Source organism: Jiella mangrovi (genome assembly GCF_017815135.1).
GTDB classification, from domain to species: domain Bacteria; phylum Pseudomonadota; class Alphaproteobacteria; order Rhizobiales; family Rhizobiaceae; genus Jiella; species Jiella mangrovi.
Genome location: NZ_JAGJCF010000002.1, coordinates 252,659 through 278,163 on the forward strand (window position 1 = coordinate 252,659; position 25,505 = coordinate 278,163).

At 64.1% G+C, this 25,505-nt stretch carries 19 protein-coding genes and 2 tRNA genes; 5 read left to right on the plus strand and 16 right to left on the minus strand.

Annotation, left to right across the window (positions count from 1 at the left end; all coding sequences use genetic code 11):
* Positions 1 to 8: 8 nt before the first annotated feature.
* Positions 9 to 353 carry a hypothetical protein gene (locus tag J6595_RS04105; protein WP_209593175.1) on the minus strand — a complete coding sequence of 115 codons (345 nt, stop codon included), beginning with the start codon at positions 351 to 353 and terminating at the stop codon, positions 9 to 11.
* Between the two features lie 459 nt (positions 354 to 812).
* Between J6595_RS04105 and J6595_RS04110 the strand changes: the two genes are divergently transcribed.
* A tRNA-Val gene (locus J6595_RS04110) sits at positions 813 to 887 on the plus strand.
* A gap of 240 nt (positions 888 to 1,127) precedes the next feature.
* Here the strand turns inward: J6595_RS04110 and J6595_RS04115 are convergent.
* The 9 genes from J6595_RS04115 to J6595_RS04155 all read right to left on the minus strand — a co-directional run bounded on the left by J6595_RS04115 (position 1,128) and on the right by J6595_RS04155 (position 13,442).
* On the minus strand, positions 1,128 to 1,469 hold the full coding sequence (locus tag J6595_RS04115; RefSeq protein WP_209593176.1) for a hypothetical protein: 342 nt from the start codon (positions 1,467 to 1,469) through the stop codon (positions 1,128 to 1,130).
* 256 nt (positions 1,470 to 1,725) lie between these two features.
* Positions 1,726 to 3,246: a UxaA family hydrolase gene (locus tag J6595_RS04120; protein ID WP_209593177.1), complete on the minus strand. Its 1,521-nt coding sequence runs from the start codon at positions 3,244 to 3,246 to the stop codon at positions 1,726 to 1,728.
* A 587-nt stretch (positions 3,247 to 3,833) separates the two neighbouring features.
* A complete protein-coding gene (locus J6595_RS04125; RefSeq protein ID WP_425342120.1) occupies positions 3,834 to 4,115 on the minus strand; it encodes an HU family DNA-binding protein in 282 nt (93 codons plus the stop codon).
* Between the two features lie 165 nt (positions 4,116 to 4,280).
* A complete protein-coding gene (lon, locus tag J6595_RS04130) occupies positions 4,281 to 6,701 on the minus strand; it encodes an endopeptidase La (protein WP_209593179.1) in 2,421 nt (806 codons plus the stop codon).
* Positions 6,702 to 6,937: 236 nt separating this feature from the next.
* Positions 6,938 to 8,206, minus strand: a complete 1,269-nt coding sequence (gene clpX / locus J6595_RS04135; RefSeq protein ID WP_209593180.1) for an ATP-dependent Clp protease ATP-binding subunit ClpX — start codon at positions 8,204 to 8,206, stop codon at positions 6,938 to 6,940.
* 239 nt (positions 8,207 to 8,445) lie between these two features.
* Complete coding sequence (locus J6595_RS04140; protein WP_209593181.1) at positions 8,446 to 9,078, minus strand: ATP-dependent Clp protease proteolytic subunit; 633 nt, start codon at positions 9,076 to 9,078, stop codon at positions 8,446 to 8,448.
* A gap of 212 nt (positions 9,079 to 9,290) precedes the next feature.
* Positions 9,291 to 11,672, minus strand: a complete 2,382-nt coding sequence (locus tag J6595_RS04145) for a mechanosensitive ion channel domain-containing protein (RefSeq protein ID WP_209593182.1) — start codon at positions 11,670 to 11,672, stop codon at positions 9,291 to 9,293.
* 225 nt (positions 11,673 to 11,897) lie between these two features.
* On the minus strand, positions 11,898 to 13,268 hold the full coding sequence (gene tig, locus J6595_RS04150) for a trigger factor (RefSeq protein ID WP_209593183.1): 1,371 nt from the start codon (positions 13,266 to 13,268) through the stop codon (positions 11,898 to 11,900).
* Positions 13,269 to 13,357: 89 nt separating this feature from the next.
* Positions 13,358 to 13,442 (minus strand) — tRNA-Leu (locus tag J6595_RS04155).
* 407 nt (positions 13,443 to 13,849) lie between these two features.
* Between J6595_RS04155 and J6595_RS04160 the strand changes: the two genes are divergently transcribed.
* Together J6595_RS04160 and trmFO are read left to right on the plus strand one after the other, a co-directional pair.
* Complete coding sequence (locus tag J6595_RS04160) at positions 13,850 to 13,993, plus strand: DUF1127 domain-containing protein (RefSeq protein ID WP_209593184.1); 144 nt, start codon at positions 13,850 to 13,852, stop codon at positions 13,991 to 13,993.
* Positions 13,994 to 14,628: 635 nt separating this feature from the next.
* Positions 14,629 to 16,050, plus strand: a complete 1,422-nt coding sequence (trmFO, locus tag J6595_RS04165) for a methylenetetrahydrofolate--tRNA-(uracil(54)-C(5))-methyltransferase (FADH(2)-oxidizing) TrmFO (protein ID WP_209593185.1) — start codon at positions 14,629 to 14,631, stop codon at positions 16,048 to 16,050.
* Positions 16,051 to 16,099: 49 nt separating this feature from the next.
* Here the strand turns inward: trmFO and J6595_RS04170 are convergent, their stop codons facing one another.
* From J6595_RS04170 to yajC, 5 genes are all read right to left on the minus strand, one after another.
* The gene (locus tag J6595_RS04170) at positions 16,100 to 17,941 is read right to left on the minus strand and encodes a DUF4153 domain-containing protein (RefSeq protein ID WP_209593186.1); all 1,842 of its coding nucleotides are present in this window, start codon (positions 17,939 to 17,941) and stop codon (positions 16,100 to 16,102) included.
* A gap of 83 nt (positions 17,942 to 18,024) precedes the next feature.
* Entirely contained in the window at positions 18,025 to 18,879 is an 855-nt protein-coding gene (locus tag J6595_RS04175; protein ID WP_209593187.1) for a phytoene/squalene synthase family protein, read from the minus strand.
* A 140-nt stretch (positions 18,880 to 19,019) separates the two neighbouring features.
* On the minus strand, positions 19,020 to 19,403 hold the full coding sequence (locus J6595_RS04180; protein WP_209593188.1) for an Mth938-like domain-containing protein: 384 nt from the start codon (positions 19,401 to 19,403) through the stop codon (positions 19,020 to 19,022).
* A gap of 3 nt (positions 19,404 to 19,406) precedes the next feature.
* Entirely contained in the window at positions 19,407 to 22,004 is a 2,598-nt protein-coding gene (secDF, locus tag J6595_RS04185; RefSeq protein WP_209593189.1) for a protein translocase subunit SecDF, read from the minus strand.
* Positions 22,005 to 22,133: 129 nt separating this feature from the next.
* Entirely contained in the window at positions 22,134 to 22,475 is a 342-nt protein-coding gene (gene yajC, locus J6595_RS04190) for a preprotein translocase subunit YajC (RefSeq protein ID WP_209593384.1), read from the minus strand.
* Between the two features lie 254 nt (positions 22,476 to 22,729).
* On the opposite strand from yajC, the gene J6595_RS04195 reads away from it, so the two are divergent.
* Positions 22,730 to 23,635 carry an ATP-binding protein gene (locus J6595_RS04195; RefSeq protein ID WP_209593190.1) on the plus strand — a complete coding sequence of 302 codons (906 nt, stop codon included), beginning with the start codon at positions 22,730 to 22,732 and terminating at the stop codon, positions 23,633 to 23,635.
* A gap of 557 nt (positions 23,636 to 24,192) precedes the next feature.
* Here the strand turns inward: J6595_RS04195 and J6595_RS04200 are convergent.
* A complete protein-coding gene (locus tag J6595_RS04200) occupies positions 24,193 to 24,819 on the minus strand; it encodes a DsbA family protein (RefSeq protein WP_209593191.1) in 627 nt (208 codons plus the stop codon).
* A 224-nt stretch (positions 24,820 to 25,043) separates the two neighbouring features.
* On the opposite strand from J6595_RS04200, the gene J6595_RS04205 reads away from it, so the two are divergent.
* Positions 25,044 to 25,463, plus strand: coding sequence for a BA14K family protein (locus J6595_RS04205; protein WP_209593192.1), 420 nt, complete (start codon positions 25,044 to 25,046; stop codon positions 25,461 to 25,463).
* Positions 25,464 to 25,505: the final 42 nt, after the last annotated feature.

Sequence of the window (25,505 nt, forward strand, 5' to 3'; positions counted from 1 at the left end):
GCCGCAAATTACGGCCGGATCGTGATGGTCTGCTTGCGTGGTCGCTGGTCGCCCTTGCCGGGGACGAGAACGGTGACGACGCAGACCGTCTTGCCGCCCTGGTTCTGGGTCGAGACCGAAAGCACCTGGCCCCCGGTCTGCCGCGCCGCGCGGCTCGCCGCCCCGGAACAATCCGAAGCCGCGAAAAGAAGCTCCGGCGCTTCGTCCGTCAGGACGTCCTGCGGGGCGCTCGCGGCGGGCGGCGCCGACGGGCTCATGCTCCAGTCGCCCCCGCCGCCCTGGTAGGCAAAAGCGGGACCGGCCGAAAGACCGGTCGACACTGCGAAAGCCAGGATCGTGCGAAGGATGGCCATTCTAGTCCAATCGAGATTGCCGGGGTCTGAACCGTGGCTAACAGCTCTAGCAAGACCCGGCTGAATGACGAATGAATGCCGCGCACAGGGCGGCATCGGGAAAACAATAATGTGCCCTTGCCTTCGGGCATAGGGCGTGGCGTGCATTTCGCCCGCTATCATGAAGAGACGTCTGCCAAAGCCAAAAGACGCATGGTCGCGGCCGCATGTCAGCGCGAATGAGGTATCTGGCGATGCCTGACTGATCGCGACGGAAAATCCGCCGTTTTCGCTTTAATGGTCCGGCGTCTTCGGAAGGACCACGATCGCATATTGACGGATGCGGCCGTCCCACCCTATAGGCAGGTCACAAGTCGCCGGCTGGCGGCGAGCACGGTTTCCTCCCAGTGTGAGATGGTCTGTCCATCTGGAAATCGTGAATGCGTCGATGCTCCTTCCCTGGAAGGCCCGACGCGGGACGGGCGCGTAGCTCAGCGGGAGAGCACTTCGTTCACACCGAAGGGGTCACAGGTTCGATCCCTGTCGCGCCCACCATCGACCATTTTCTCGTCCACCGTTCGACGCATCGCCATCTGCCGGCGCGCCTCGCCCGATCTCGCGCCTGATCACGATGATGCTGCGGGAGTGGTTGGCGCTGATTTGGCGGCTTGGCACGGCGCATCCCCAAACGAAAAGAGGCTGCTCGACAGATGTTCGAACAGCCCCTTTTGTCTGGTCCGGGTGTTTCCTCAGTCGACGGTTTCAGCCGAATGAGCGGCAGACCCGGCTGTCAGGTCAGTTGCTGGTCTGGCCCGGAACGATACCGCCGGCCGGCGCGGTCGTATCGGCGCCGTTGCCCTCGGCGCCGCTACGAGCGGTCGAGGAGCCGGCCGAATCGGAATTCGTCGATTCCGAAGTGCCCATCGTACCGCCAGCGGCCGGAGCCATCGTCGTGCCGGTGGTGGCAGATCCATCGCACTGGGCGGCCGTCGGATTGGCGGAGCAATCAGTGACCGAACCGGAGGTCGTCGGCGCTTCCTCGGTCGAGCGCGAGCTGTCCGGGTTGCCGGAGCCGGTCTGAGCGAAAGCGGGAGCAGCGAAAAGGGCGGCAGCAGCAGCCGCGACGAGAAGTTTCATGTCATCACCTGTGATGTTGTGGGATGGTATTGAAACTGTTCACTGGCGTCTTGAGTTGCAGCCTCAGAAGGCAGGTTTCATCAGTCGCCTACGATCTTCGAACCTTGTCCGGCCGGCTTTCCATACCAAGCAGTGCGCAAAACGCCGGACGCTCAGGCGGACGGCGATCGCTGGCAGACGATCTGCGGCCGCTTCACCCATGCCAATGGCCGGATTGCGACGTCCAAAAACCATCACCTTTACCCAAACGTCCGCGTCAAAGCGTCGCGCCTATCTTCCAGGGAACGAATTCGTGATCGCCATAGCCGAATTCCTCCGACCTGCTCTTCTTGCCTGAGGCCACGTCGAGGATGGTCTCGTAGATCGACAGACCGAGGGCCTCGAGGTCGGTTTCGCCCGAAAGCACCCGCCCGCAATCGATGTCCATGTCTTCCGGCATCGAATTGAAGAGGGCCGTCGTGGAAGCGAGCTTGATGCTCGGTGTCGGCTTGGCGCCGAAGCAGGATCCGCGCCCGGTGGTGAAGGCGATGACGTTGCCGCCGCTCGCCACCTGCCCTGTCGCGGAGACGGGATCGTATCCCGGGCTGTCCATGTAGACGAAGCCCGTCCGATCGATCGTCTCGGCATAGGCGTAAGCCCCCGATACCGGCGCGCGACCGCCCTTGGCGACCGCTCCGAGCGACTTTTCGAGGATGGTCGTCAGCCCGCCGCGCTTGTTGCCCGGAGAGGGATTGTTGTCGAGCTCCGCGCCGTTCTTCGTGGCGTAATCCCGCCACCAGTCGATCATCCGGGCAATCTTTTCGCCGGTCGCGGCATCCGAGCGACCGATCAGAAGATGTTCGGCCCCGAAGATCTCCGGCGTTTCGGAGAGGATCGACGTGCCCCCGACGGCGACGAGAATGTCCGATGCCACGCCAAGGGCAGGATTCGCCGATATTCCGGAAAACGCGTCCGAACCGCCGCACTGCATGGCGAGCGTCAGCTTCGACACCGGCACCTCGCTGCGCCGGTCCCGGTCGGCGGCGGCCGCGATCGGCTCGAGGATTTCCAGCGCCCGTCGCACGGCCGAAGCCGACCCGCCGACCTCCTGGATGTTGAAGGTCGCAAAGCGCTCCTTCGTCCAGTCGGTCCTTTGATAGAGCGTGAGCTGGTTGACTTCGCAGCCGAGCCCGATGATCAGGATGCCGCCGAAATTCGGATGGTCGCGATAGCCCTTCAGCGTCCTGACGAGGGTCTCGAAGCCCTCCCCGGCCCCCGCCATCCCGCAGCCCTGGTCGTGAACGATGGCGGCAAAGCCGTCGATGCCGGGAAAGCGCGGCAGCAGCCGTTTCTCCGCCTCGGCCGCGATCGCGTGACACACCGTCGTCGAGCAGTTCACCGACGCCAGAATGCCGATGTAGTTGCGCGTCCCGGCCCGGCCGTCCGGGCGCAGGAACCCGTTGAAGGTCGTGCGGGAGGGGGGCGCACGCCGCGCGAGCGCGGCCGGAGCGGCGGCGTTGCGCAGGTCCGCCATCCCGCAATTGTGGCTGTGAACGTGCTCTCCGGCGGCAATCGCTGCAGTCGCCCGGCCGATTACCTGGCCGTATTTGATGATCGGCTCGCCTTCAGCGACGTCGGTCAGTGAAAGCTTGTGGCCCACCGGAATGGGGTTCGTGAGGGTCAGACCCTCGATCGTCTCGCCAATCGCGAGCGGCCTGAGCGCCACTGCGACGCTGTCGGTCGGGTCGAGCTTGAGAACCGTCGGCGCCCTGCCCCTCGTGTCGTTCGTCTCATTCATGAGTTCGCTCCTCCCATCGGCGGCATGCCATCACGCCGGGCCGCGAGCGACGCGGCTGCGCAACGCCCACCTTATCGACCACGACAGGACTGCACGCCAGCCCTCCTTTGCGGGGCATGTCCTGGCAGCGCATCGCGAAACGCAGCAAGCACGGCCGGCATGGTTGGCCCGGCCGCCTCAGGTGGTCAAGATGACGGTGGAGACGGCGAGACAGAGGCGGCGAGACTTCCGCGACGAGGGCAGGCGTCGCCGCGCGATGAAACATGAAGGGGCACGGACGGCCCCGTCGACGGAACGGGCAAAGTGGCTGCCGGAACCGTCGATCCAAAGATTTGGGCGGCGGCGATGATCGATCATCGATCCCGCCTGACATGCGGGGAACAGCCTTGGCCTCGTCGCTCGCGCTCTGCGGAGCGCCACGCGGCCAGGGCTGATCGACCCGTCTTTGACTTGGAATCCGCCGATCGGCGAAGTCCGAGGCTCGTGGCGGGCGCCGCGATCGAAGCCGTCATTTTCACGACCGCTTGCTCGATCGGCGCGAGCCCAGCCTGCAATGCTTCATCGCAGGCCGGACGCGAGGAACGCACTTACTTGTTGACGGCGTCCTTGAGGCCTTTGCCCGGAGCGAACTTCGGGACGTTGCGAGCCGGAATGTCGACTTCGGCACCGGTCGAAGGATTGCGGCCCTTCGAGGCGGCGCGGTGCGAGACGGAGAACGTCCCGAACCCGACGAGACGAACGTCGTCGCCCTTGGCCATAGCGGTCTCGATCGCCTCGAAAACGGCGTCGACGGCCGAACCGGCCTGCTGTTTGGAAAGCTCCGCATGCTCTGCAACGGCGGAGACGAGGTCATTCTTGTTCATTAGCATTCTCCTTATCAGGCGTCTGCGCCCACGTGATTCTATTCAGAGAACCAGCGTTCACTTTTGCGGAAAGGCTGGTTCTCAGCAACGCCCGGAAAGCCTGAATCGGGGCCTTGGCAAAAAAATGCCGCCCAGAAGGGCGGCATTTCCCACATAACCCGTCAAGTGAGGTCAGTGCGCAACAGCCGTTGCACCTTCTCCGGCCGGATCCGGCGCAGCCAGGGGCTCGTCGGCCTCCGACCACTCGACCGGCTTCAAAGGTTCGACCAGGGCGTGCGCGAGCACTTCGCCCATGCGCGACACCGGCACGATCTCAAGCTCGTTCTTCACATTGTCGGGGATGTCCGCCAGATCCTTGGCGTTCTCCTCCGGGATCAGAACTTTCTTGATGCCGCCCCGAAGCGCGGCAAGCAGCTTTTCCTTCAGGCCGCCGATCGGCAGCACACGGCCGCGCAAGGTGATCTCGCCGGTCATGGCGATGTCACGCCGAACCGGAATGCCGGTCATCACCGAAACGATCGCCGTGGCCATCGCCGTCCCCGCCGACGGACCATCCTTCGGCGTCGCGCCTTCCGGCACGTGGACATGGATGTCGCGCTTGTCGAACAACGGCGGCTTGATGCCATAGTCGAGCGCCCGCGAGCGGACATAGGACGCGGCAGCCGAGATCGACTCCTTCATGACGTCCTTCAGATTGCCGGTGACCGTCATCTTGCCCTTGCCGGGCATCATGACGCCTTCGATCGTCAGCAGTTCGCCGCCGACTTCCGTCCAGGCAAGCCCGGTCACCACGCCGATCTGATCGTCGAGCTCCGCCTCGCCGAAGCGATAGCGGGGCACGCCGAGGAAATCGGAGATGTTGGCGGCCGTGACCTCGACCTTATCCGTCTCACCCTTGAGGATCGTGGTGACGGCCTTGCGGGCAAGGGTCATCAGCTCACGTTCGTAGTTGCGCACCCCCGCCTCGCGGGTGTAACGGCGCGCGATCTCGTGCAGGGCGTCCTCGGCGACCGAAAATTCCCCGTCCTTCAGGGCATGGTCGCGAATGGCCTTCGGCAGAAGGTGCCGGCGCGCGATCTGGACCTTCTCGTCCTCGGTGTAGCCGGCGATCCGGATGATCTCCATCCGGTCCATCAGCGGCGCCGGGATGTTGAGCGTATTGGCCGTCGTCACGAACATCGTCGAGGAGAGATCGTACTCGACCTCGAGATAGTGATCCATGAAGGTGGCGTTCTGCTCCGGATCGAGCACCTCGAGCAGCGCCGAGGACGGATCGCCGCGGAAGTCCTGGCCCATCTTGTCGATCTCGTCGAGCAGGAACAGCGGGTTCGCCTTCTTGGCCTTCTTCATCGACTGGATGACCTTGCCGGGCATCGAGCCGATATAGGTCCGCCTGTGGCCACGGATCTCGGCCTCGTCACGAACGCCGCCCAGCGCCATGCGCACATATTCGCGCCCGGTCGCCTTGGCGATCGACTTGGCGAGCGACGTCTTGCCGACGCCCGGAGGACCGACGAGGCACAGAATCGGACCCTTGAGCTTGTTCTGCCGGCTCTGGACGGCGAGATACTCGACGATCCGCTCCTTGACCTTGTCGAGCCCGAAATGATCGGCGTCGAGGACCTCTTCGGCCTTCTTCAGGTCGATCTTGACCTTCGACTTCACGCCCCATGGCAGGCCCAGCAGCCAGTCGAGATAGTTGCGCACGACCGTCGCCTCGGCAGACATCGGCGACATCTGCTTGAGCTTCTTCATCTCGGCGCCCGCCTTTTCGCGAGCCTCCTTCGACAGCTTGGTCTTCTTGATGCGCTCCTCGAGCTCGGCCATCTCGTCGCGGCCGTCCTCGCCGTCGCCGAGCTCCTTCTGGATCGCCTTCATCTGCTCGTTGAGGTAATATTCGCGCTGGGTTTTCTCCATCTGGCGCTTGACGCGCGAGCGGATGCGCTTCTCCACCTGCAGGACGGAGATTTCCGATTCCATGAAGCCGAGCGCCCGCTCCAACCGTTCGCGAATGGAGAACAGCGAGAGCATTTCCTGCTTCTCGGGGATCTTGATCGCCAGATGCGAGGCGACCGTGTCAGCGAGCTTGGAATAGTCCTCGATCTGGCCGGCGGCGCCGACCACTTCGGGCGAAATCTTCTTGTTCAGCTTGACGTAGTTCTCGAACTCCGAGACCACCGAGCGGGCAAGCGCCTCGACCTCGACGGCGTCGTCCTCGCTATCGCCGACGATCTCGGCTTCCGCCTCGTGCCATTCGGTCCGATCGGTGAAGGAGGTGATCTGAGCACGCGACATGCCCTCGACGAGAACCTTGACGGTCCCGTCCGGCAGTTTGAGCAGCTGAAGCACGTTGGCGACGGTTCCCACGGGATAGATTCCGTCGGGCGAAGGATCGGCGTCGCCGGCGTTCTTCTGGGTCGCAAGCAGGATCTGCTTGTCGGCGCCCATCACTTCCTCAAGCGCCCTGATCGACTTCTCGCGGCCGACAAAGAGCGGCACGATCATATGAGGAAACACCACGATGTCGCGAAGCGGCAAAACCGGGAACAGTGCCGATTCACCGACCTCGGCGCGGTCTGGCGTGTTGGACATGAAACTTCCTTTCTACGGCGGATGGCCGTCTGCAGCCCTCAAGCACAAACCTTAACTCGAAGCGCTTGCGCGAGAGGCTATTTGCCAACACCAATCTGGCGCCGAGCCCCCTGTTTTTCAAGCGCTCTCACGCCCTTTCGCATTGCAGCACCAGATCCGCGCAAGACACGAAAATGCCCGCCCGGTTGACCGAGCGGGCATGTGGCCGCGTCAGACTGGTGATGGCGGACGAAAGATCACGCCGAAACGTTTTCCTTCTCGTCGGCCCTGTCTGCGTAAATGTAGAGAGGCCGCGCGCTGCCGTCGATCACTTCCTCGGAGATGACGACCTCCTGAACGCCTTCAAGCGTCGGCAGGTCGAACATCGTGTCGAGAAGCATTGCCTCCATGATCGACCGCAGGCCACGAGCGCCGGTCTTGCGTTCGATCGCCTTGCGGGCGATGGCCTTCAGTGCGTCCTCATGGAAGGACAGCTCGACATTCTCCATCTCGAAGAGCCGCTGATACTGCTTGACCAGCGCGTTCTTCGGCTGCTCCAGGATCTGCACGAGCGCGATCTCGTCGAGATCCTCGAGCGTCGCCAGCACCGGCAGACGTCCGACGAATTCCGGGATCAGGCCGAATTTCAAGAGATCCTCGGGCTCGACCTGGCGCAGGAGTTCGCCCGAGCGCCGGTCTTCCGGCGATTCGACGCTGGCGGCAAAGCCGATCGACGTCTTGCGGCCGCGGTCGGAGATGATCTTGTCGAGACCCGCAAAGGCGCCGCCACAGATGAAAAGGATGTTCGCCGTATCGACCTGCAGGAACTCCTGCTGCGGGTGCTTGCGCCCGCCCTGCGGCGGCACCGAGGCGACGGTGCCTTCCATGATCTTCAGAAGCGCCTGCTGGACGCCCTCGCCCGACACGTCCCTCGTGATCGAAGGATTGTCCGACTTGCGAGAGATCTTGTCGATCTCGTCGATATAGACGATGCCGCGCTGCGCCCGCTCGACATTGTAGTCGGCCGACTGCAGAAGCTTCAGGATGATGTTCTCGACGTCCTCGCCGACATAGCCGGCCTCGGTGAGCGTCGTCGCATCCGCCATGGTGAAGGGCACGTCGAGGATGCGGGCCAGCGTCTGCGCGAGCAGCGTCTTGCCACAGCCGGTCGGGCCGATCAGCAGGATGTTCGACTTCGCCAGCTCGACATCGTTGTTCTTCGCCGCATGGGCGAGGCGCTTGTAGTGGTTGTGGACCGCGACCGAAAGAACCTTCTTCGCGTAAGCCTGACCGATCACATAGTCGTCCAGGACCGCGATGATCTCCTGCGGGGTCGGCACGCCCTCGCGCGACTTCACCATCGAGGATTTGTTTTCCTCGCGGATGATGTCCATGCAAAGTTCGACACACTCATCGCAGATGAAGACCGTGGGCCCGGCGATCAGCTTACGGACTTCGTGCTGGCTCTTTCCGCAGAAAGAGCAATAGAGCGTGTTCTTCGAATCGCCGCCGCTCGTTTTGCTCATTCGTCTTTCCTTCCGATCGGGTCGAATCGTACCCGTTTACGTCTTCCCCAGCGAATCAGCACCTCGGCCGGGGCCTCACATTCGGCCCCGCGATCGCGTGCGCCGACAGCCCCCAAACGCCACGTAGCAATCCACATTTTACGGCATAACGCCAATTGCTTGTGCGGTCCTTAACCGGGAACTTCCCATTATCGACGTCCAACTGTGGCCCGCAAGTGACCACATGCGCTGAATCGACGCTATTGGGAAAGTTCTTTCTCGAGCGCTTCGCGGGATGAATAGACCTTGTCGATGAGGCCGAAAGCCTGCGCTTCGCCCGCTGTCATGAAGTGGTCGCGGTCGAGCGTGCGTTCAATGGTCTCGTAGTCCTGACCGGTGTGTTCGACATAGACCTCGTTCAGACGGCGCTTCAGCTTGATGATGTCCTGGGCGTGACGCTCGATATCCGAAGCCTGTCCGGAAAAGCCGCCCGAGGGCTGATGCACCATGATGCGGGCGTTCGGCGTCGCAAAGCGCATGTCCTTGTGGCCGGCGCAAAGCAGAAGCGAGCCCATCGAGGCGGCCTGGCCGATGCACAGCGTCGAGACCGCCGGCTTGATGAACTGCATCGTGTCGTAGATCGCCATGCCGGAGGTGACCACACCGCCGGGCGAGTTGATGTAGAGGGCGATTTCCTTCTTCGGGTTCTCGGCCTCGAGGAAGAGCAGCTGCGCACAGACGAGCGTCGCCATCGAATCCTCGATCGGCCCGGTGATGAAGATCACCCGCTCCTTGAGGAGGCGCGAGAAGATATCGTAGGCGCGCTCGCCCCGGTTGGTCTGCTCGACGACCATCGGAACGAGGTTCATCGCGGTTTCGATCGGGTGCTTCATGTTTGTATCTCAAAGAGTCGCGAGAAAAAGGATTGGCCTTTCCGTTGCTAAGAATCAGCGACGGGAGCCGTTCGCACTAGATAGGGCGTTGCGACCGGGCTCCGCAACCCGTCTGCTGCCCGGCTGGACGCGGCGTCTTTATGAGGTAAACGGCAAGGCAACTCCCGCGCCGGGAGAAAAGGCGGCCTCAAAGCTCCCGGCGAGGGCGAAATTCAGCCTCGTCCCCCACCCGCGCTGTCGATATCGACCTGATCCGGCGGGATCGGGCGGCCGTCGGCTTCGACCGTTCCATGTCTTGTCATGTCCCGGTCCTCGGTGTCCCGCGGACGCGGGGCCGGCGTTTCCTCGACGAGCTTTCCCTTGGGCGCGGGGTCGTTGCGCATGCGGATCGGCGGCGCCTTGCCGTTTCGATCCTCGCCGAACCAGATGGTCATGTGCGGGAACGGGATCTCGATGCCGCGCTCGTCGGCGATCCGCTTCACGATCTCGCGATAGGCCCGGCCGACGCCCCATTGCGTGCCCGGTTTCGTCATTACGCGGGCGCGGACCACGACGGCCGAATCACCCAACTCGTTGACGCCCCACATGTCGAAGCCGGAAATCAGGTTCTCGCCGACATTCGTCGTCTTCAACTCCTCGAAGGCGGCGATCATCATGTCCTTCACGTCGTCGACATTCTCGCGGTAAGCCACGCCGACATCGGCGACATAGTAGGCGAAGTCCTTGGAGAAGTTCGCGACCTGATCGACCGAGGAAAACGGGATCAGATACCAGGTGCCATCGACCGTGCGCAGACCGACCGAGCGCACGGTCAGATGCTCGACGGTTCCCGAGATGCCGTTGAGCTCGACGATGTCCCCCTCGTTCATCGCATTCTGAATCTGGATGAAGGCGCCGGTGATGATGTCCTGCACCAGCTTCTGCGCACCGAAACCGATGGCGAGGCCGACGACACCGGCACCGGCAAGGAGCGGCGCGATGTCGATGCCGATCTGGGAGAGGAAGAGCATCGAGATCACCACCACGAGGGTGATGGTGAAGGCGTTCCGGAACAGCGACAGCAGCGTCCGCTCGCGCGCCGTCGGGACCTTGCCGTAGTTCGGGTTGAGCCGGTACTCGATCCAGGACGAGACGCCGAGATAGATCGCAACCGCGATGACGACGATGAACAGCGCCCCGACGAGGCTGCCGGCAAATCTCTGGCCGATCGCGCTGGCAAACCAGCTGCCGAAGTTCGACACGCCCCAGGCGTCGAGGATGTAGGTTATCACGACGAATGCCACCAGGAGGCTGATCACGGTCAGGATCTTCGGCACGAAGCCGTTGAGCCGGCCCTCGAGCAGCGGCAGGCGGTATTTCAGCTCCGTCGGCAGTTTCACGCCGTGGGCGATCATGCGCGCCAGAACCGAGCTGATCAGCCCGCCAATGGCCATGGCCGCGACTGATTTCGCGGTCGCCATGGCCACGAATTTCAGGCCCTCCTGCGGGCTCTGCAACCAAACGACGAACAAGGCGACCGCAGCCAAGATCGCGACGCCCCACCAGATCTGGCCGATGAAGGCATGGACGACGGCGCGGAAACTCGTGTCGCCGTTCTTGCGAGCGCGCTTCAGCCTCTCACGCACGACGCCGCGGTTCTTCAGGATCAGGCCGATGGTCAGGCAGAGCGATCCGAAGGCTACGATGAACTGGGTCGCCTCGGCGGCCGCCGCCGTCGATGCCCATTGAATGATCGGCGCAATGAAGAGGAAGGTGTAGCCGAGGATCGAGACGAGCCGCGAGATCCAGAAATACCAGTAGCTCGCCTGCCGGTTCGAGAAAGGCGTCAGTCGCAGCGCCGGATAGTTCGGGGCGACGAAGGCGGACAGCCCGACCTTGATCAACTCGATGAAGAGAAAGGCGTTGAGAAACAGCGCCTGACTGAACACCGGGCGAGAGCCGCTGTAGAGCGTCGCGACGAGATAGCCGCAGGCCCAGCTGACGATGACGACGAGTGCCTCGATCAGGCCCGACAGAACGAGGTAGCCGAGCTTTCCGAGCGGGCCTGACTGCTCGGCACGTACAGCCAGCTTGCGAAAGAGGCCGCGAACGAGGGAGCGGGCCGCGAACAGGATCGCGAAGACGACGAGTGCGACGAGCGCGACAGGCAGGATCGCCTGCAGAATATTGGGGATGTCGATCGATTTCGCACCGGACAACATATTGACCGACAGCTGGAGATATTGCGGGACCTCCGCCACGCTATCGGCCAAGGCACCGATGACCATCCGGGTGTATTCCGCCACCCGCCCCGGAAGCGATCGCACGATCTCGGCCGGCTCGTCGGCATTTTCGGCGGCTGCCGCGCCCTGTTGATCGTTCGCCGGCGCCTTGTAGGCGGCCGCCTTGAGCGATTCGATCAGCTTTTTTCGCGTGTTGTCGTTCTCGAGAATCGAGATCAGATCGTTCAGCGACGGCTCATTCGCACTCGCCTTGCCCTCATCATTCGACGATGACGCGGATCCGCTCACGCTGGAGAGCCCGGGGACGCTCTGCGCAAGAACCGTCTGCGGCGAAGCGGCGAGAAGCAGAACGACGAAGGCCAGCCCAGCCATCAGGTGCCGGGCAGAAATCGTTGGCAGAAAGCGGAACGTCATAGTGAAGAACGGTCTGTGTTTGAAAAATCGGATCGTCGGGCGGGCGCTGCCACAGAGATGGCGCAGGCCATGCTACGGCGCGAGACTGGCGTGGCTATTGCCGACGCCTTTGACGAGAGTGCGGCAGCAAAAGAAAAAGGGCCGGCAACCGCCGACCCTTTCCATCGTCGATGTCGTCGTGGCTCAGGCGCTGGCCGTTTCGCCCGACGCCGTCTCGGCTTCGTCCTCGGCCATCAGCTCTTCCTTCGTCACCGTCTTGTCGGTGACGTCGGCCTCGGTGAGCAGATGGTCGACCACCTTCTCCTCGTAGAGCGGCGCACGGATGCTCTGGATCGCCTCGGGGTTCTCCTGGAACATCTTGAGGATTTCCTGCTCCTGACCCGGATAGCGGCGCATCTGCTCGAACAGCGCACGCTGCAGCTCTTCCTCGCCGACCTGGACCCCGGCCTTCTCGCCGATTTCCGAAAGCACCAGCCCGAGACGGACGCGGCGCTCGGCAAGACGGCGATATTCCTCGCGCGCCTTCTCCTCCGTCGTGTCCTCGTCCTCGAAGGTCTTGCCGTTCTCGGTCAGCTCGCGCTGGACCTGGTTCCAGATGTTGTCGAACTCGGCCTCGACGAGCTTGCCCGGCAGCTCGAAGTCGTACTGCTTGTCGAGAGCGTCGAGGAGCTGACGCTTGACCTTCTGGCGGGTCGCCATGCCGTACTGGCTCTGGATCTGGTCGCGAACGACCTCGTTCAGCTTTTCAAGCGATTCGAGGCCGAGCTTCTTGGCCATCTCGTCGTCGATCGCGGTCTCGGTCGGAGCCTGGACGGTCTTGACCTTGACGTCGAAGGTCGCGGCTTTGCCGGCGAGGTGCTCGGCACCGTAGTTTTCCGGGAACGTCACCTCGACGGTCTTGTCGGAGCCCTTCTCGACCCCGATCAGCTGCTCCTCGAAGCCCGGAATGAAGCGGCCGGAGCCGATCACCAGCTCGGAATCCTCGGCCGAACCGCCCTCGAAGGCCTCGCCGTCGATCTTGCCGACGAAATCGACGATGACCTTGTCGCCCTTCTCCGCTGCGCCGTCCTTGTCCTCGTAGGTCCGGGCGTTCTCGGCGATCCGCTCGACCTGCTCGGCGACTTCCTCGTCGGAAACCTCGACGATCGGACGCTCGATCTTGATGCCGCTCGAATCCTTCACTTCGAAATCGGGCAGGGTCTCGTAGGAGAGCGTGAACTTGAAATCGGTCTCGCCGTTCAGAACCTTCTCGGCCTCGCCCTCGTCCTCGGTCATGCCGATCTCGGGGCGCATGGCCGCGCGTTCCTTGCGATCGGCAATGACGGAGCCCGGCGTCTCGTTCAGGATCTGATTGACGATCTCCGCCATCATCGACTTGCCGTACATCTTGCGCAGATGCGAGACGGGCACCTTGCCGGGACGGAAACCCTTCAGCTGCACCTTGTCCTTGGCCTCGAAGAGCCGGGTCTGAAGGCGCGCCTCAAGGTCCGAGGCGGGAACGACGATCTCGATCTCGCGCGTCAGGCCCTCGGCCTTGGTCTCCGTAACCTGCATACTGTTGTTACCTTCTTGATCCTGTTTGCTACGCGGGCAGGCCGTGTTTTGCGGGCCCGGCCTAGCGCAATCTCATTAAATTCGGCAAATGGTGCGGGTGGAGGGACTTGAACCCCCAAGCCTCTCGGCGCTTGGACCTAAACCAAGTGCGTCTGCCAATTCCGCCACACCCGCACGGCGCGCCGGCGACGGACGTTGCGAAGCGCGCGCCTCTATATCACCGCGAATTCCACCACGAAAGGGCAAAACCGGACGTTTTCGCGGCGGAACGCGTTCGCGGCGTGAGGCGGCATCGCGGCGAGACCCTCCCGGTTTCATCCTGCGTTATGGGCGCAATAAGGCACTTTCGTTGACTTATGCCGAACGAGAGGCATGTGAGATCTCTGAGCTTTTCCCGCCAAACCCCTGCCATCGCTCACAGATCGTTAACTTGTGTTGCATTGCACAATCCGCATTGCTGCCATGCAGTTCGGGCTCTAGCGGCGACCGGCGACCGGTCATAGATTGGGATCAACACGACGGGGCGAGTGACGAAACACTTCCCGCCGAACCCGGATTGAAGACTGAAAGGAGGTTCTCAGATGAACCTTGTTCGTTCCTACCAGAGCTGGCGCCGCTACCGCGAGACCGTCAACGAGCTCAACCGTCTTTCGCATCGCGAGCTGGCCGATCTCGGCATCGCTCGCACCGACATCCCGGCCGTCGCGCGCCGCACGGCCGTCTGAGCCAACGAAATCGCAGTTTCGCCGAAGCCCACCTCCTCCCGGGTCTAGGTGAAAAACGGTCTGCCAACCTCCTCCCAAATGCGGCAGACCATCCTTTGTCGCCCGCCGGTCCTCCCCCGGCGGGCGAACAAGGGGATCAAAGTTTCAAGGTTTCACCGAAGCCCACCTCCTCCCGGGCCCAGGTGGAAAACGATCTGCCAACCTCCTCCCAACCGGCAGATCATCCTTTGTCGCCCGCCGGTCCTCCCCCGGCGGGCGAACAAGGGGACTAAAGTTTCAAGGTTTCGCCGAAGCCCACCTCCTCCCGGGCCTAGGTGGAAAACGGTCTGCCAACCTCCTCCCAAATGCGGCAGACCATCCATTGTCGCCCGCCGGTCCTCCCCCGGCGGGCGCTTTTGGTAAAGACGAGTTTTCAGCCTTTCGCTAAGGGCCCACCTCCTCCCGGGTCCGAGCGGATAAGACCTGCAGATCCTCCTCCCAAATGCAGGTCAGACAAACGAAACCCGCCGGTCCTCCCCCGGCGGGTTTCGTCGTTTCGGCACTGCCGCGAGAAAAACCCGGCGATGCGGCCCGGCGGCGGAGATCTTGCCGCGATGGTGGTTTCGCATCCGCCCGCGATGGCCTAGATATCTCTCATGTCGACAGAACCCATTCACGTCATCGGCGGCGGGCTCGCCGGATCGGAAGCGGCCTGGCAGATTGCCGAGGCCGGCATTCCCGTCATCCTCCACGAAATGCGTCCGGTGCGCGGCACCGAGGCCCACAAGACGGACGGTCTCGCCGAACTCGTCTGTTCCAACTCCTTCCGCTCCGACGATGCCACGGCCAACGCCGTCGGCGTCATCCATGCGGAAATGCGGCTCGCCGGATCGCTGATCATGGCGATGGCCGACCAGCATCAGGTTCCGGCCGGTGGCGCGCTCGCGGTGGATCGCGAGGGGTTTTCACAGGCGGTCACCCAGGCTCTCGCCGAGCATCCGCTGGTCACGCTCGAGCGCGGCGAGGTCGAGGGCCTGCCGCCGGAGGACTGGGGCACCAGCATCGTCGCAACCGGCCCGCTCACCGCACCGTCGCTCGCCGAAGCGATCCGCGCGGCGACGGGCGCGGACGCGCTGGCCTTCTTCGATGCCATCGCGCCCATCGTCCATTTCGACTCGGTCGATCTCGACAAGGCCTGGTTCCAGTCGCGCTACGACAAGGTCGGCCCCGGCGGCACCGGCAAGGACTACATCAACTGTCCCCTCGACAAGGAAACCTACGAGCGCTTCGTCGCGGCCCTGATCGAGGGCGATCGCGCCGAGTTCAAGTCCTGGGAGGGCACGCCCTATTTCGACGGTTGCCTGCCGATCGAGGTGATGGCCGAGCGCGGCGCCGAGACGCTCCGCCACGGCCCGATGAAGCCGATGGGCCTCACCAATGCGCATCAGCCCGACATCAAGCCCTATGCCGTCGTCCAGCTGCGCCAGGACAATGCGCTCGGCACGCTCTACAACATGGTCGGCTTCCAGACGAAGCTGAAATACGGCGCGCAGGCGGAGATCTTCCGGATAATTCCGGGCCTCGAAAACGCCGAGTTCGCGCGTCTCGGCGGCCTCCACCGCAACACCTATCTCAACTCCCCGGTCCTGCTCGACGGATCGCTTCGTCTCAAGGCCCGTCCGAATGTGCGCTTCGCCGGCCAGATCACCGGCTGCGAGGGCTATGTCGAATCGGCCGCGGTCGGGCTGATGGCAGGTCGCTTCACGGCCGCCGAGCGTCGCGGCGAGACGATCCTGCCCCCTCCCCAGACCACCGCCATGGGCGCGCTCATCGCGCACATCACCGGCGGTCACCTCGCCCATCAGGAGGATGGCGGCAAGCGGTCCTTCCAGCCGATGAACGTCAATTTCGGCCTGTTCGCGCCGCTGGAGCCCGGCGCGATCGTCAAGCCGGAGGGTCAGAAGCGGTTTCGCGGCAAGGAAAAGGCGATCGCCAAGAAGAATGCGCTTTCCCGGCGCGCGCTCTCAGATTTTGCCGCCTGGCTCGCAGGATCAAGCCTTCGCGAGGCGGCCGAGTAGGCTCGGCCCGCCTTCGCGGCCATCAGCGCGGCGCGCCGATGCACCTTTCTCAGCGCCAGTCGGCGGCCTTGTAAAAAGCGTCGAACTGGAGAAGCGTGACGCGGCCGTCCTCTTCCTCGACGAGGCGCTGAACGGCCAGGCGCAGGGTGCGGCCACTGCTGGCCTTCAGATCCAGAACCGGCTTGGCTGAATCGACGCGAGCAGCCGAGAACAGCCCGGCCGGCAGCTTGGCGATGGCATCCGTCAGGGCGAAACTGTCCGAGACGCCGTTCAAGCTTGCGACGAGACGATCCCCGTCGAGAGAAAAGCTCATGTCGTCCTCTGCGCCTGCCGACGACGAGGCCTCGCCGCCCGGCATTCTTTCACTCTGGCGAATCGTGGTGGCGGACCGGCCGAGGGCGGCGCGGTCGAAGCCGCCGATGTCGATCGTGCCGGACTTCAGCGCCACGAAACTCCGGCCACGGGCGCGCGATACGCTCGACAGGTCGGCGCCGAGCCCATCGGTCGCGACCTGCAGCGCCTGCCAGGAAGTCTGGCTGCGAAGCGCCGCCTGGAGCCGTTCGCGAAGGTCCGCGTCGAGATAAGGCCGCAGATCGCCGAGCCGATCGGCATCGGAAAGGGCCGAAAGCCTCGAGCGAAGCTGCTGCAGCGAAGCCTTGTCGCTGCCACTGGTGCGAACGACGATCGCTTCGTCGCCGGGAACCCGAACACCGAACTCCTCGACGATCCGGGCGATCTGACTGGCGCCGACCACGCTCGAAGCGCCCCACGGCCCGAAGGCCGACAGTGCCAGAAGGACGACGGGGATCGCCGTCATGACCCGGATGTCGCGTGCAAGCCGCGGCACGAGCTGAATGGCGAGGACGAGAACCGTCGCCAGAATCCCGAGGACGACGTAGTAGCGCTGAAGCGTGAAGCCCTCTGCCGCGATCCTGAGCCCGATGCCGTAGCTCGCCAGCGCCAGCGGCACGATCAGGATCGGCGCCCAGACCTTCGCGAACCACCGTGTCAGCCACGCGCCCCCCGCCAGGAACGGCTCGGCGCCAACCCGCAGGGACAGGACGAACAGGGCATAGAAGATGACGATCCGGCCGATCTCGTTCTTCGGCAGCACGCCCACGATCGCGATCTTCGCCGCGTAAAGGTGAAGAAGGACGGCTGTCGCGAGGGCGAGCGGCGCGGCGACCCAATCGACCAGGAGCCGCACCCCGCCAACCAGGCGCTCGTCCGCAAGCTCCGGCCCGTCCTCGAAACTGCGCGGCAGCCGGCCCATCGCAAAGAGCGGCCCGACCAAAGTGAAGGCCGTCGTATAGATATGCTCATAGGCCTCAGACCCGAGGCCGACCTCGAACAGAAACCGGATCAGTTCGAAAATCGCCGAAAGGCCGAGCACGAAGAGCAGCACCGACAGAAAGGCGAGCATCACCCCGACCGACGTCCACAGCGTGAACGTCCAGAAGCGCGACGGGCCGCCGCGTGCCACGAAGGGCGCGAGCGGGATGGCAAGTGTCAACGCGGCGGTCAGTGCCGGCAGATGGTTGTCGGCCCGGCCGCCCCAATAGATCGCGGCACCGGCGACCACCGCGACGCCAAAAGCGAGCGCCTGCGAGGCGATGCGGGACCAGCCTCTCGCCTCGGCGGCGAGCGTCGCGGCAATCGAGGCCGCCGCGGCTCCGTAAAGCGCACCGAGCAGCCAGATGAAGGCGCGTTCGGACACGAAAGCGGCATCCGCCACAGCGACATTGCTGACCACCGAGAAGAGCAGAAAGGCGAGCGAGGCCACGGGAAACCGCAGAAGTGCCGTTTCCGCGCCCTTCGCCGCAGAGCCCGCAAAGCGGCCTGCCCATCGCCGCAGACGCGGCGGTCGGTCCGTTTCGGTTTTGCTCTGCATCCTGCGGTTCGTCGTTGGAGCAAAAGATCAGGCTGGCGAGCCGGTTACGGCGGCCATTGCCCCCTCGCCTTTGGGTCGGCAGCTCAGCCGCGCATCCAGCGCCAGTAACGAAACGCCTTCACTGGCGCGGCAATATCCGGCGGCTCGCGCAGCGCCCCTGTTCCTGAGCGCTCGATGCGGTTCAAATATGGCGAGGCGAGAAGCGCCGGCAGGAATGCCGCGCGCACCGGTTTTGCGGCCCTGGCGAGATGCCGGCGCGCGTCGGCCGCGTGCTGCCTGCCAAAAGCGGCCATCGCGGCGATGGCGCGCCTCGAAGGCTCGGCCTCGCCAGCGATCAGCGCCTCGGGCGAGCATCCGGACGCGGCAAGGATATCGGCGGGCAGATAGACCTGACGGCGGGCCCGGTGGATCGGCAGGAGCCTGAGAACGCCCGCCACCGTCTGGGCGACGCCGGCATGACCGGCGGCATCGGCGATATGATCTGCATCGTCACGCGAGAGGATCGTCGCGGCAAGGACGATCAGCGTCGAGGCGGTTTCTCCGGCATAGGCCTCGAAATCACCGCGCGAAGGCATCGGATCGTCATAAAGATCGAAAATCCGCGCCTCTAGCATCCGGTCGAAGGCGGCCACAGGCAGGCGGCGGCGGGCAATCACCTCGGTCAGGCGGCTCGCGACGGGGTGCCCCGCCTCGCCACCCCCGGGCGCGTCTTCCGTTCCGGCCTTGGCCGTGATCACATCCCGCCACCACTGCAGTCGGATCTCGCCCGGCAGAGGCTGGCTGATGTGATCGCGAATCCGCGCGATCTCGACATTGAAGGCGTATAGGGCGGCGAGATCGGCGCGGACGGATTGCGGCGCAAAGGCAAGCGAAAGCGCGCGGTCGCGGTCGTCGCTCTCGACGAGTTCGCGGCAGGGATCGCTCTCGTTGGCGGCCATTGGGGTTCCTCGCGAGCCTGTTGCTCCATGCTGGGACTGATGACGGCCCTGCCACATCGATGCGACGGGCGACACCGCGGCTTGCGTTCAAAGAGAGAAGACGGAGCCTCTCTCTTCTTGAAAGCTGCCGCCGACGCGCGTCAGTCCACAGCGACGAGCGCGGCTCCGACGGGACGCCCCTCGGACAGCATGATGTTGAAGGTTCGCACCGCCGCACCAGTCGACATCGGGTCGCAGGAGATGCCCGCCCGCTTCATCCGTTCGGCAAGGCCGGGTGGCAGGCGCTTGATGTCGGTCCCCGTTCCGAAGAGGAGAAACTTGATCTCCTCCTTGAAGACCAGCTCGAGCCGCTCACCCGAAAACGGCTGATCGATCGTCGCCGACCAGCCGTAGATACCCGATGGCAGGCACAGAACCGAGCCGCGATGCGACATGTCGGCAAAGCGGAAACCGCCATTGCCATAGGCCTCGATCGGCGCCCGGCCCGGGAAATGCGCCTCGCGGATCTCGATCCCCTTGGGCATTCGTCAGGCCTGGCCCGGGTTGACGTGGCCGCGCTCGGTCGGATCCTCCGCCTCGGCCTTCGCCTTGTCATCGGCAGCCTTCGCCGCCTCGGCGGCATCGGTCGGCCTCAGCTTGAAGAAGATCAGGACCGGCGCCGCGACGAAAATCGACGAGAAGGTGCCGATGATGACACCGAACAGCATCGACGCCACGAAGGACCGGATCACCTCGCCGCCGAAGACGAACAGCGCCGTCAGGGCGAGCACCGTCGTCAGCGACGTCATCGTCGTTCTCGACAGCATCTCGTTGTCGGAGAGGTCGAGCAACTGGCCGAGCGGCATCTTCTTGTATTTGCGCAAGTTCTCGCGCACCCGGTCGTAGATGACGACCGTGTCGTTCAGGGAATAGCCGACGATGGTCAGGATCGCAGCGACGGTCGACAGGCTGACATCGAGCTGTGTGACGACGAGAAAGCCCAGCGTCAGGACCACGTCGTTGATGGTCGCAATGATCGCCCCGATGGCGAACTGCCACTCGAAACGCAGCCAGACATAGATCAGGATCGCCACGAGGGAGGCGAGGACGCCGATGATCGCCGCCCAGGCGAGTTCGCCCGAAACGGTCGGCCCGACGACCTCGGTCCGGCGGATGTCGTAATCGGCCGAAATTGCCTGGCTGGCGGTGTCGACCAGGGCCTGTTGCGAGGCATCGGAGACTTCGCCGGACGAGCCGATACGGATCAGCGCCTCGCGGTCGGTTCCGAACTCCTGCACCTGCGGATCGGCGATCCCGGCTTCACTGAGGCGCTGGCGGATATCGCCGACATCGGCGCTCCCCTGCTTCGCCTGAACCTCGATCAGCGTGCCTCCGGTGAAATCGATGCCGAAATTCGGACCGATCGCAAACAGCGACACGATCGAGGCCACGCAGAGCGCCATCGACAGGCCGAAGATCTTCAGCCGCACCTTCATGAACGGAATGCGCGTCACGTCGGGAACGAGCCGCAGATAGCCCCTTGGCAGTTCACGCGGCCGGCGCCGGCGAACCCATTCGGCGACGAGCCAGCGCGTCAGGGTGAAGGCGGTGAACACCGTGGTGAGAATGCCGATCGCCAGGGTCACGGCGAAACCCTTCACGGGCCCCGACCCCAGGAAGAACAGGACGACGGCGGCGATCAGCGTGGTGATGTTGGCGTCGAGGATCGTCGCCAGCGCCTTCTTGAAGCCGCTGTCGATCGCCTGGACGACCGGCCTGCCCTGTCGCCGCTCGTCCCGGATACGCTCGTAGATGAGAACGTTCGAATCGACCGCCATGCCGATCGTCAGAACGATGCCGGCGATGCCCGGCAGCGTGAGCGTCGCACCGATCACGGTGAGAATGGCGAAAAGGAGGATCACGTTCACCGCAAGAGCGATATTGGCGATGATGCCGAGAAATCCGTAGGCAGCCAACATGAAGACGACGACGGCGATCGCGCCGATGACGCCTGCGATCTCGCCGGCGGCGATGGAATCGGCGCCGAGGCCCGGCCCGACGGTACGCTCCTCGATGATGTCGAGGGTCGCCGGCAGCGCGCCGGCCCGCAGAAGCACCGCGAGATCGTTGGCGCTCTGGACGGTGAACGAGCCCGAGATCTGCGCCTGGCCGCCAAGAATGGCCGTGCGGATCACCGGAGCGGACAGAACCTTGTTGTCGAGAACGATCGCGAAGGGCTTGCCGACATTTGCCTGGGTGACCCGGCCGAAGCGCTGGGCGCCCTGGGAATCGAAGCGGATGTTGACGACCGGCTCGTTGGTCTGCGGGTCGAAACCGGCCTGGGCGTCGGTCAGGTTCTCGCCCGAGACCATGATCTGCTTCTTGACAAGGATCGGCTGCGGCGGATTGTCGGTGGTGTAGAGAAGCTCCGACCCCGCCGGTGCCCGGGAGCCCCTGGCGACCTGCTCGGCGCTCTCGCTCTGGTCGACGAGCTGGAAGGTCAGCTTGGCGGTCTGGTTGAGGAGTTCCTTCAATCGCTGCGGATCGCCGAGACCCGGCACCTGCACCATGATCCGGTCGTCGCCCTGGCGCTGGATCACCGGCTCGGTGGTGCCGAGCTCGTCGACGCGGCGACGCACCACCTCGATGGACTGGGTGACGGCGGCCGACGTGCGGTAGGCGACGCCCTGATCGGTGAGCGAGGCGGTGATGACGCCCGGCTCCGGCTCGGCCAGCGCCACCTCGGCCACCGAGCCGCCGGAAAGAAGACCACCCGAAATCGGCTGGGTCAGCGGCTGAAGCGCCTGCCGCGCGGCGTCGGCCTGCGCCGGATCGCGCAGCCTGACGGTCACCGTTCGCCCGTTTGCCGAAATCGCGGAATAGCCGATCCGCTCGTTGCGAAGGGATTGCCGCACCTCGTCCTGGATGGCCTGGAGCCGCTCCTGGACGAGCGACGCGCTGTCGACCTGCAGCAGAATGTAGGAGCCGCCCTGCAGGTCGAGCCCGAGCGTGACGGATTGCTTCGGCCAGAAGTCCGGCAGGCTGTCCGTGACGTTGCGTGGAAGCACGTTCGGCGCGGCATAGACGAGCCCGACGAGGACCGTCAGCCAGATCAGAACTGTCTTCCAGCGCGAGAAATAGAGCATGGTGGTCTCGCAAATATCGGACCGAGGGCCCGCCCTGGTCCGGTTTGAAGCGCGCTTCACCGTCTTGCTGCTTTTTTCGGCAGCTCAGGCGATATTACGGCAGGACCTGCCGTTGGTCCATGAAATTGGCTATTTGTTGTTGGCTGCCGCCGGCTCGCCCTTGACGCGAACATCGGCGACGGTGCCCTGCAGCACCCGAATGCGGACCTGCTCGGAGATCTGCACCTCCAGTTCGCCGTTTTCCAGAACCTTCGTCACCTTGCCGACGATCCCGCCCCCGGTGACCACCGTGTCGCCGCGCCGGATGTTCTTCAGCATTTCCTCCCGCTTCTTCATCGTCGTCCGCTGCGGGCGGATGATGAGGAAGTACATGATCGCAAAGACGGCGATGAAGGGAAGAATACTGATCAACAATTCGCTCCCACCGCCGGCAGCACCACCGGACTGGGCGAAAGCCTCGGACACGAACATCATGAACCTCACTAGCAAAAAGTTTCAGGCGAAAGACAGAAGAAGGACGCCGAAGCGACGTTCGAAGACGCCCGAAATCCCGATGGATGCCTGCCCAAGCGTGGCCGCAATATACGAACGAGGCCGTCCAATGCAACAAGCGTCGGCATTTGCAGGCCGCCGATTCCTTGCCTATTGAGGCGGTGGCCACCCTCCGGCCCTTCGTCCGGCCGGTGGTAAGAGCCCGTTCAAGAGCCCGACCGATGGACCGCAACATGCCGAACGACAGCGAACTCGCCCGGATCGCCGCGAGCCTCGAGACGATCGCCGCAAGCCTTGCAAGGCTTGCGCCGCCGCCGGTGGCAGAGCCCGATTTCGATGCGGCCGACTGCTTCGTCTTCGACCCCGCGACCGGCCTTAAGCCCGTCAGCCGGGTCAACCGGGTGCCGATCGTCCTGTTGAAGGGGATCGACCGCTCCCGCGACATCCTGTTCGACAACACGCTGCGCTTCGCCAGGGGGCTGCCGGCCAACAACGCCCTCTTGTGGGGCGCGCGCGGCATGGGCAAGTCGTCGCTGGTCAAGGCCGTCCATGCCGCGGTGAACGCCGAACTTGCCGCCACCGCCCGACCGCCACTGAAGCTCGTCGAGATCCCGCGTGAGGACATCGCCCATCTGCCTGACCTGATGTCGCTCCTCGTGAGAGCGCCCGCCCCGATCCTGTTGTTTTGCGACGATCTGTCCTTCGATCACGACGACACCGCCTACAAGTCGCTGAAGGCGGCGCTCGAAGGCGGCGTCGAAGGCCGGCCCGGCAGCGTGCTTTTCTACGCCACTTCCAACCGGCGCCATCTCCTGCCCCGCGACATGATCGAGAACGAGCGCTCGACGGCGATCAATCCCGGCGAAGCGGTCGAGGAGAAGGTGTCGCTGTCGGACCGGTTCGGCCTCTGGCTAGGCTTCCACAATTGCAGCCAGGATCAATATCTCGAGATGATCGACGGCTATGTCGCGGCCTATGGGCTGAGCGATCTCGTTGAGCGTGAAGACGTTCGGCGCGAGGCGCTGGAATGGGCGACAACGCGTGGCAGCCGCTCCGGACGTGTCGCCCATCAGTTCATCATGGATCTTGCAGGGCGCCTCGGCCGCACGCTGGCGATCTCTGGAGAAGCTGCCGACTGACGCCTCGCCGCGAGTCCGGGCGGCCTTCCCGGGCGTGACACGGCTTCGAGCGCGCTGACGATCGAAGAACCGGCCGGGAACCGGGCTGCAACCCGGGCGGAAGACCCGGCGAACCCAAACACGCTGCCTTTAAGTAAGGAAAGCGCGGTGTGGAGGCGCGGCCGGCAGGCGCCCCACCCGCCGGCCACATTCGTCGAGCCGCCGGGAACAAAACGCCCCGGCTTCACGATCACTGTCGTCCCGATTCCGCTTCACGCCGGAGAAGCGTCGGCATGGGTGTCGACGCATTATCTGCAAGGACCGCAGATCCGGGCGCCCTGCTTGGCCTTCGCAGCTCGGCCCGAATAGAGATTCGTAGTCGGCGAAGTGGAGCGCCGAAATTTACGAAACAAGAACCGTCAAAACTCGCGGACACGGCCACGAGACACTGCGGATCTTGGCGAGAACCTTATGAAAGCCAATCTCTCATTCCGTAAGGACGCCATAGTTTTTCCGCTTTGTCGAGCCTTTTTTCGGCGAGACGTCCGTTCCGATGCATTCCAATACCGTAGCGGAACTCAATCCGCGCCGAGAAACGCGTCGACCCGGCTCAGCACCTGTTCCGGCGGCAGGAAGCCGATCGCGATCGCCTCGTAGTTTCCGCCGGCCTTTGGGCCGGCGACGAGCGTCGGAAATCCGGTGACGCCGGAGGCCTGGCTGACGGCGAAATCCGCCAGCGTTTCCTCACGCGTCGCCGGGTCCTCGAACACCGCCTCGAACCGGGCGGTGTCGAGTCCCTCTTCGGTGGCAAGCTCGGTCAAGACGCTCGTATCGGTAACGTCGCGGTTGCGCGCATAGAAGGCCCCGGCGATCCGCCGCATCAGGGCAAAGGCATGCCCGGCATCGAGCCGCCTCGCGGCGACGACCGCGCGCGCCGCGGGTTCGGTGTCGTAGACGAAGCCTTTCCGCTTAAAGAAGCCGTAGTCGAAGGGCTGCCCGCTCGCCGCCTCGACATGCTCCCAGTGCCGGCGGATATCCGCCTTGGCCGCATCGTCCATCGGCTTGTCGTTGAAGGGCCGGAGCCCGCCGAGAACGAGGCGAACCGGCAAGTCGGGATGGCGGGCGGCGATTGCGTCGATAGCCGGCGCAAAGCCCCAGCACCACGAGCACATCGGATCGGCGAAATAGACGAGATGCGGAACCATCGGCTGCCTCCACTCCAGTTGTCGCATCGCCAAAAGTTGCACGCAAGGCGACATAATACACCTGAGGTTGCATAAAGGCGGTCAATGCGTCACTATTGCCTCGAACGCATGTTTTCGTCTGGTTTCAGAGCGTTGGGCCGGTCGAACCGACAGCAGGACGAACAAATTTGGAAGTGGGGACGCTTTCGGCAACTCGCTTCCCCGCGAACCGGGAGGAGACTGCGATGCCATTTGTTCGAGATCTTTCGTTCCGCCGACTGTCGCTGCCCATCATCACTGCCGCGATCGCGCTGACCTTGGCCCCTCTGGCGCTTCCCGCCGGAACGCCGATCGTCGGTGCAAAGCCGGCGGAAGCCGGGCATTGGCGGCACTCTCATCGCGGCGGCGATGCCGCCGCCGCGGCGGTCATCGGCGGCATTCTCGGGCTTGGCCTCGGCCTCTCGATCGCCGAGCCGCGCTATTACGAGCCCTATTACTACGGCCCGAGGCCGCTCTATCGCATTCGCCCGAACGTTCGTTATCGCCATGCCCCGCGGCCCGGCTCGCGCGCCTGGTATCGCTATTGCGCGGCGAAATACCGCTCCTTCGACGCCCGCTCGGGCACCTACCAGCCCTATCACGGCAAGCGCCGGCGCTGCCGCTAGAGCGCCGGGCAAAAAGTGGAATCCGGTTTTTCGATGAGTCGG

Coding starts and splice junctions, on each gene's coding strand:
- J6595_RS04195 (WP_209593190.1), top strand. CDS start 22,730: ATGCCGAACGACAGCGAACTCGCCCGGATCGCCGCGAGCCTCGAGACG.
- J6595_RS04175 (WP_209593187.1), bottom strand. CDS start 18,879: ATGGCCGCCAACGAGAGCGATCCCTGCCGCGAACTCGTCGAGAGCGAC.
- J6595_RS04105 (WP_209593175.1), bottom strand. CDS start 353: ATGGCCATCCTTCGCACGATCCTGGCTTTCGCAGTGTCGACCGGTCTT.
- J6595_RS04180 (WP_209593188.1), bottom strand. CDS start 19,403: ATGCCCAAGGGGATCGAGATCCGCGAGGCGCATTTCCCGGGCCGGGCG.
- J6595_RS04205 (WP_209593192.1), top strand. CDS start 25,044: ATGCCATTTGTTCGAGATCTTTCGTTCCGCCGACTGTCGCTGCCCATC.
- secDF (WP_209593189.1), bottom strand. CDS start 22,004: ATGCTCTATTTCTCGCGCTGGAAGACAGTTCTGATCTGGCTGACGGTC.
- J6595_RS04125 (WP_425342120.1), bottom strand. CDS start 4,115: ATGCTAATGAACAAGAATGACCTCGTCTCCGCCGTTGCAGAGCATGCG.
- J6595_RS04140 (WP_209593181.1), bottom strand. CDS start 9,078: ATGAAGCACCCGATCGAAACCGCGATGAACCTCGTTCCGATGGTCGTC.
- J6595_RS04170 (WP_209593186.1), bottom strand. CDS start 17,941: ATGCAGAGCAAAACCGAAACGGACCGACCGCCGCGTCTGCGGCGATGG.
- J6595_RS04200 (WP_209593191.1), bottom strand. CDS start 24,819: ATGGTTCCGCATCTCGTCTATTTCGCCGATCCGATGTGCTCGTGGTGC.
- clpX (WP_209593180.1), bottom strand. CDS start 8,206: ATGAGCAAAACGAGCGGCGGCGATTCGAAGAACACGCTCTATTGCTCT.
- lon (WP_209593179.1), bottom strand. CDS start 6,701: ATGTCCAACACGCCAGACCGCGCCGAGGTCGGTGAATCGGCACTGTTC.
- tig (WP_209593183.1), bottom strand. CDS start 13,268: ATGCAGGTTACGGAGACCAAGGCCGAGGGCCTGACGCGCGAGATCGAG.
- J6595_RS04145 (WP_209593182.1), bottom strand. CDS start 11,672: ATGGCTGGGCTGGCCTTCGTCGTTCTGCTTCTCGCCGCTTCGCCGCAG.
- trmFO (WP_209593185.1), top strand. CDS start 14,629: ATGTCGACAGAACCCATTCACGTCATCGGCGGCGGGCTCGCCGGATCG.
- J6595_RS04115 (WP_209593176.1), bottom strand. CDS start 1,469: ATGAAACTTCTCGTCGCGGCTGCTGCTGCCGCCCTTTTCGCTGCTCCC.
- yajC (WP_209593384.1), bottom strand. CDS start 22,475: ATGTTCGTGTCCGAGGCTTTCGCCCAGTCCGGTGGTGCTGCCGGCGGT.
- J6595_RS04160 (WP_209593184.1), top strand. CDS start 13,850: ATGAACCTTGTTCGTTCCTACCAGAGCTGGCGCCGCTACCGCGAGACC.
- J6595_RS04120 (WP_209593177.1), bottom strand. CDS start 3,246: ATGAATGAGACGAACGACACGAGGGGCAGGGCGCCGACGGTTCTCAAG.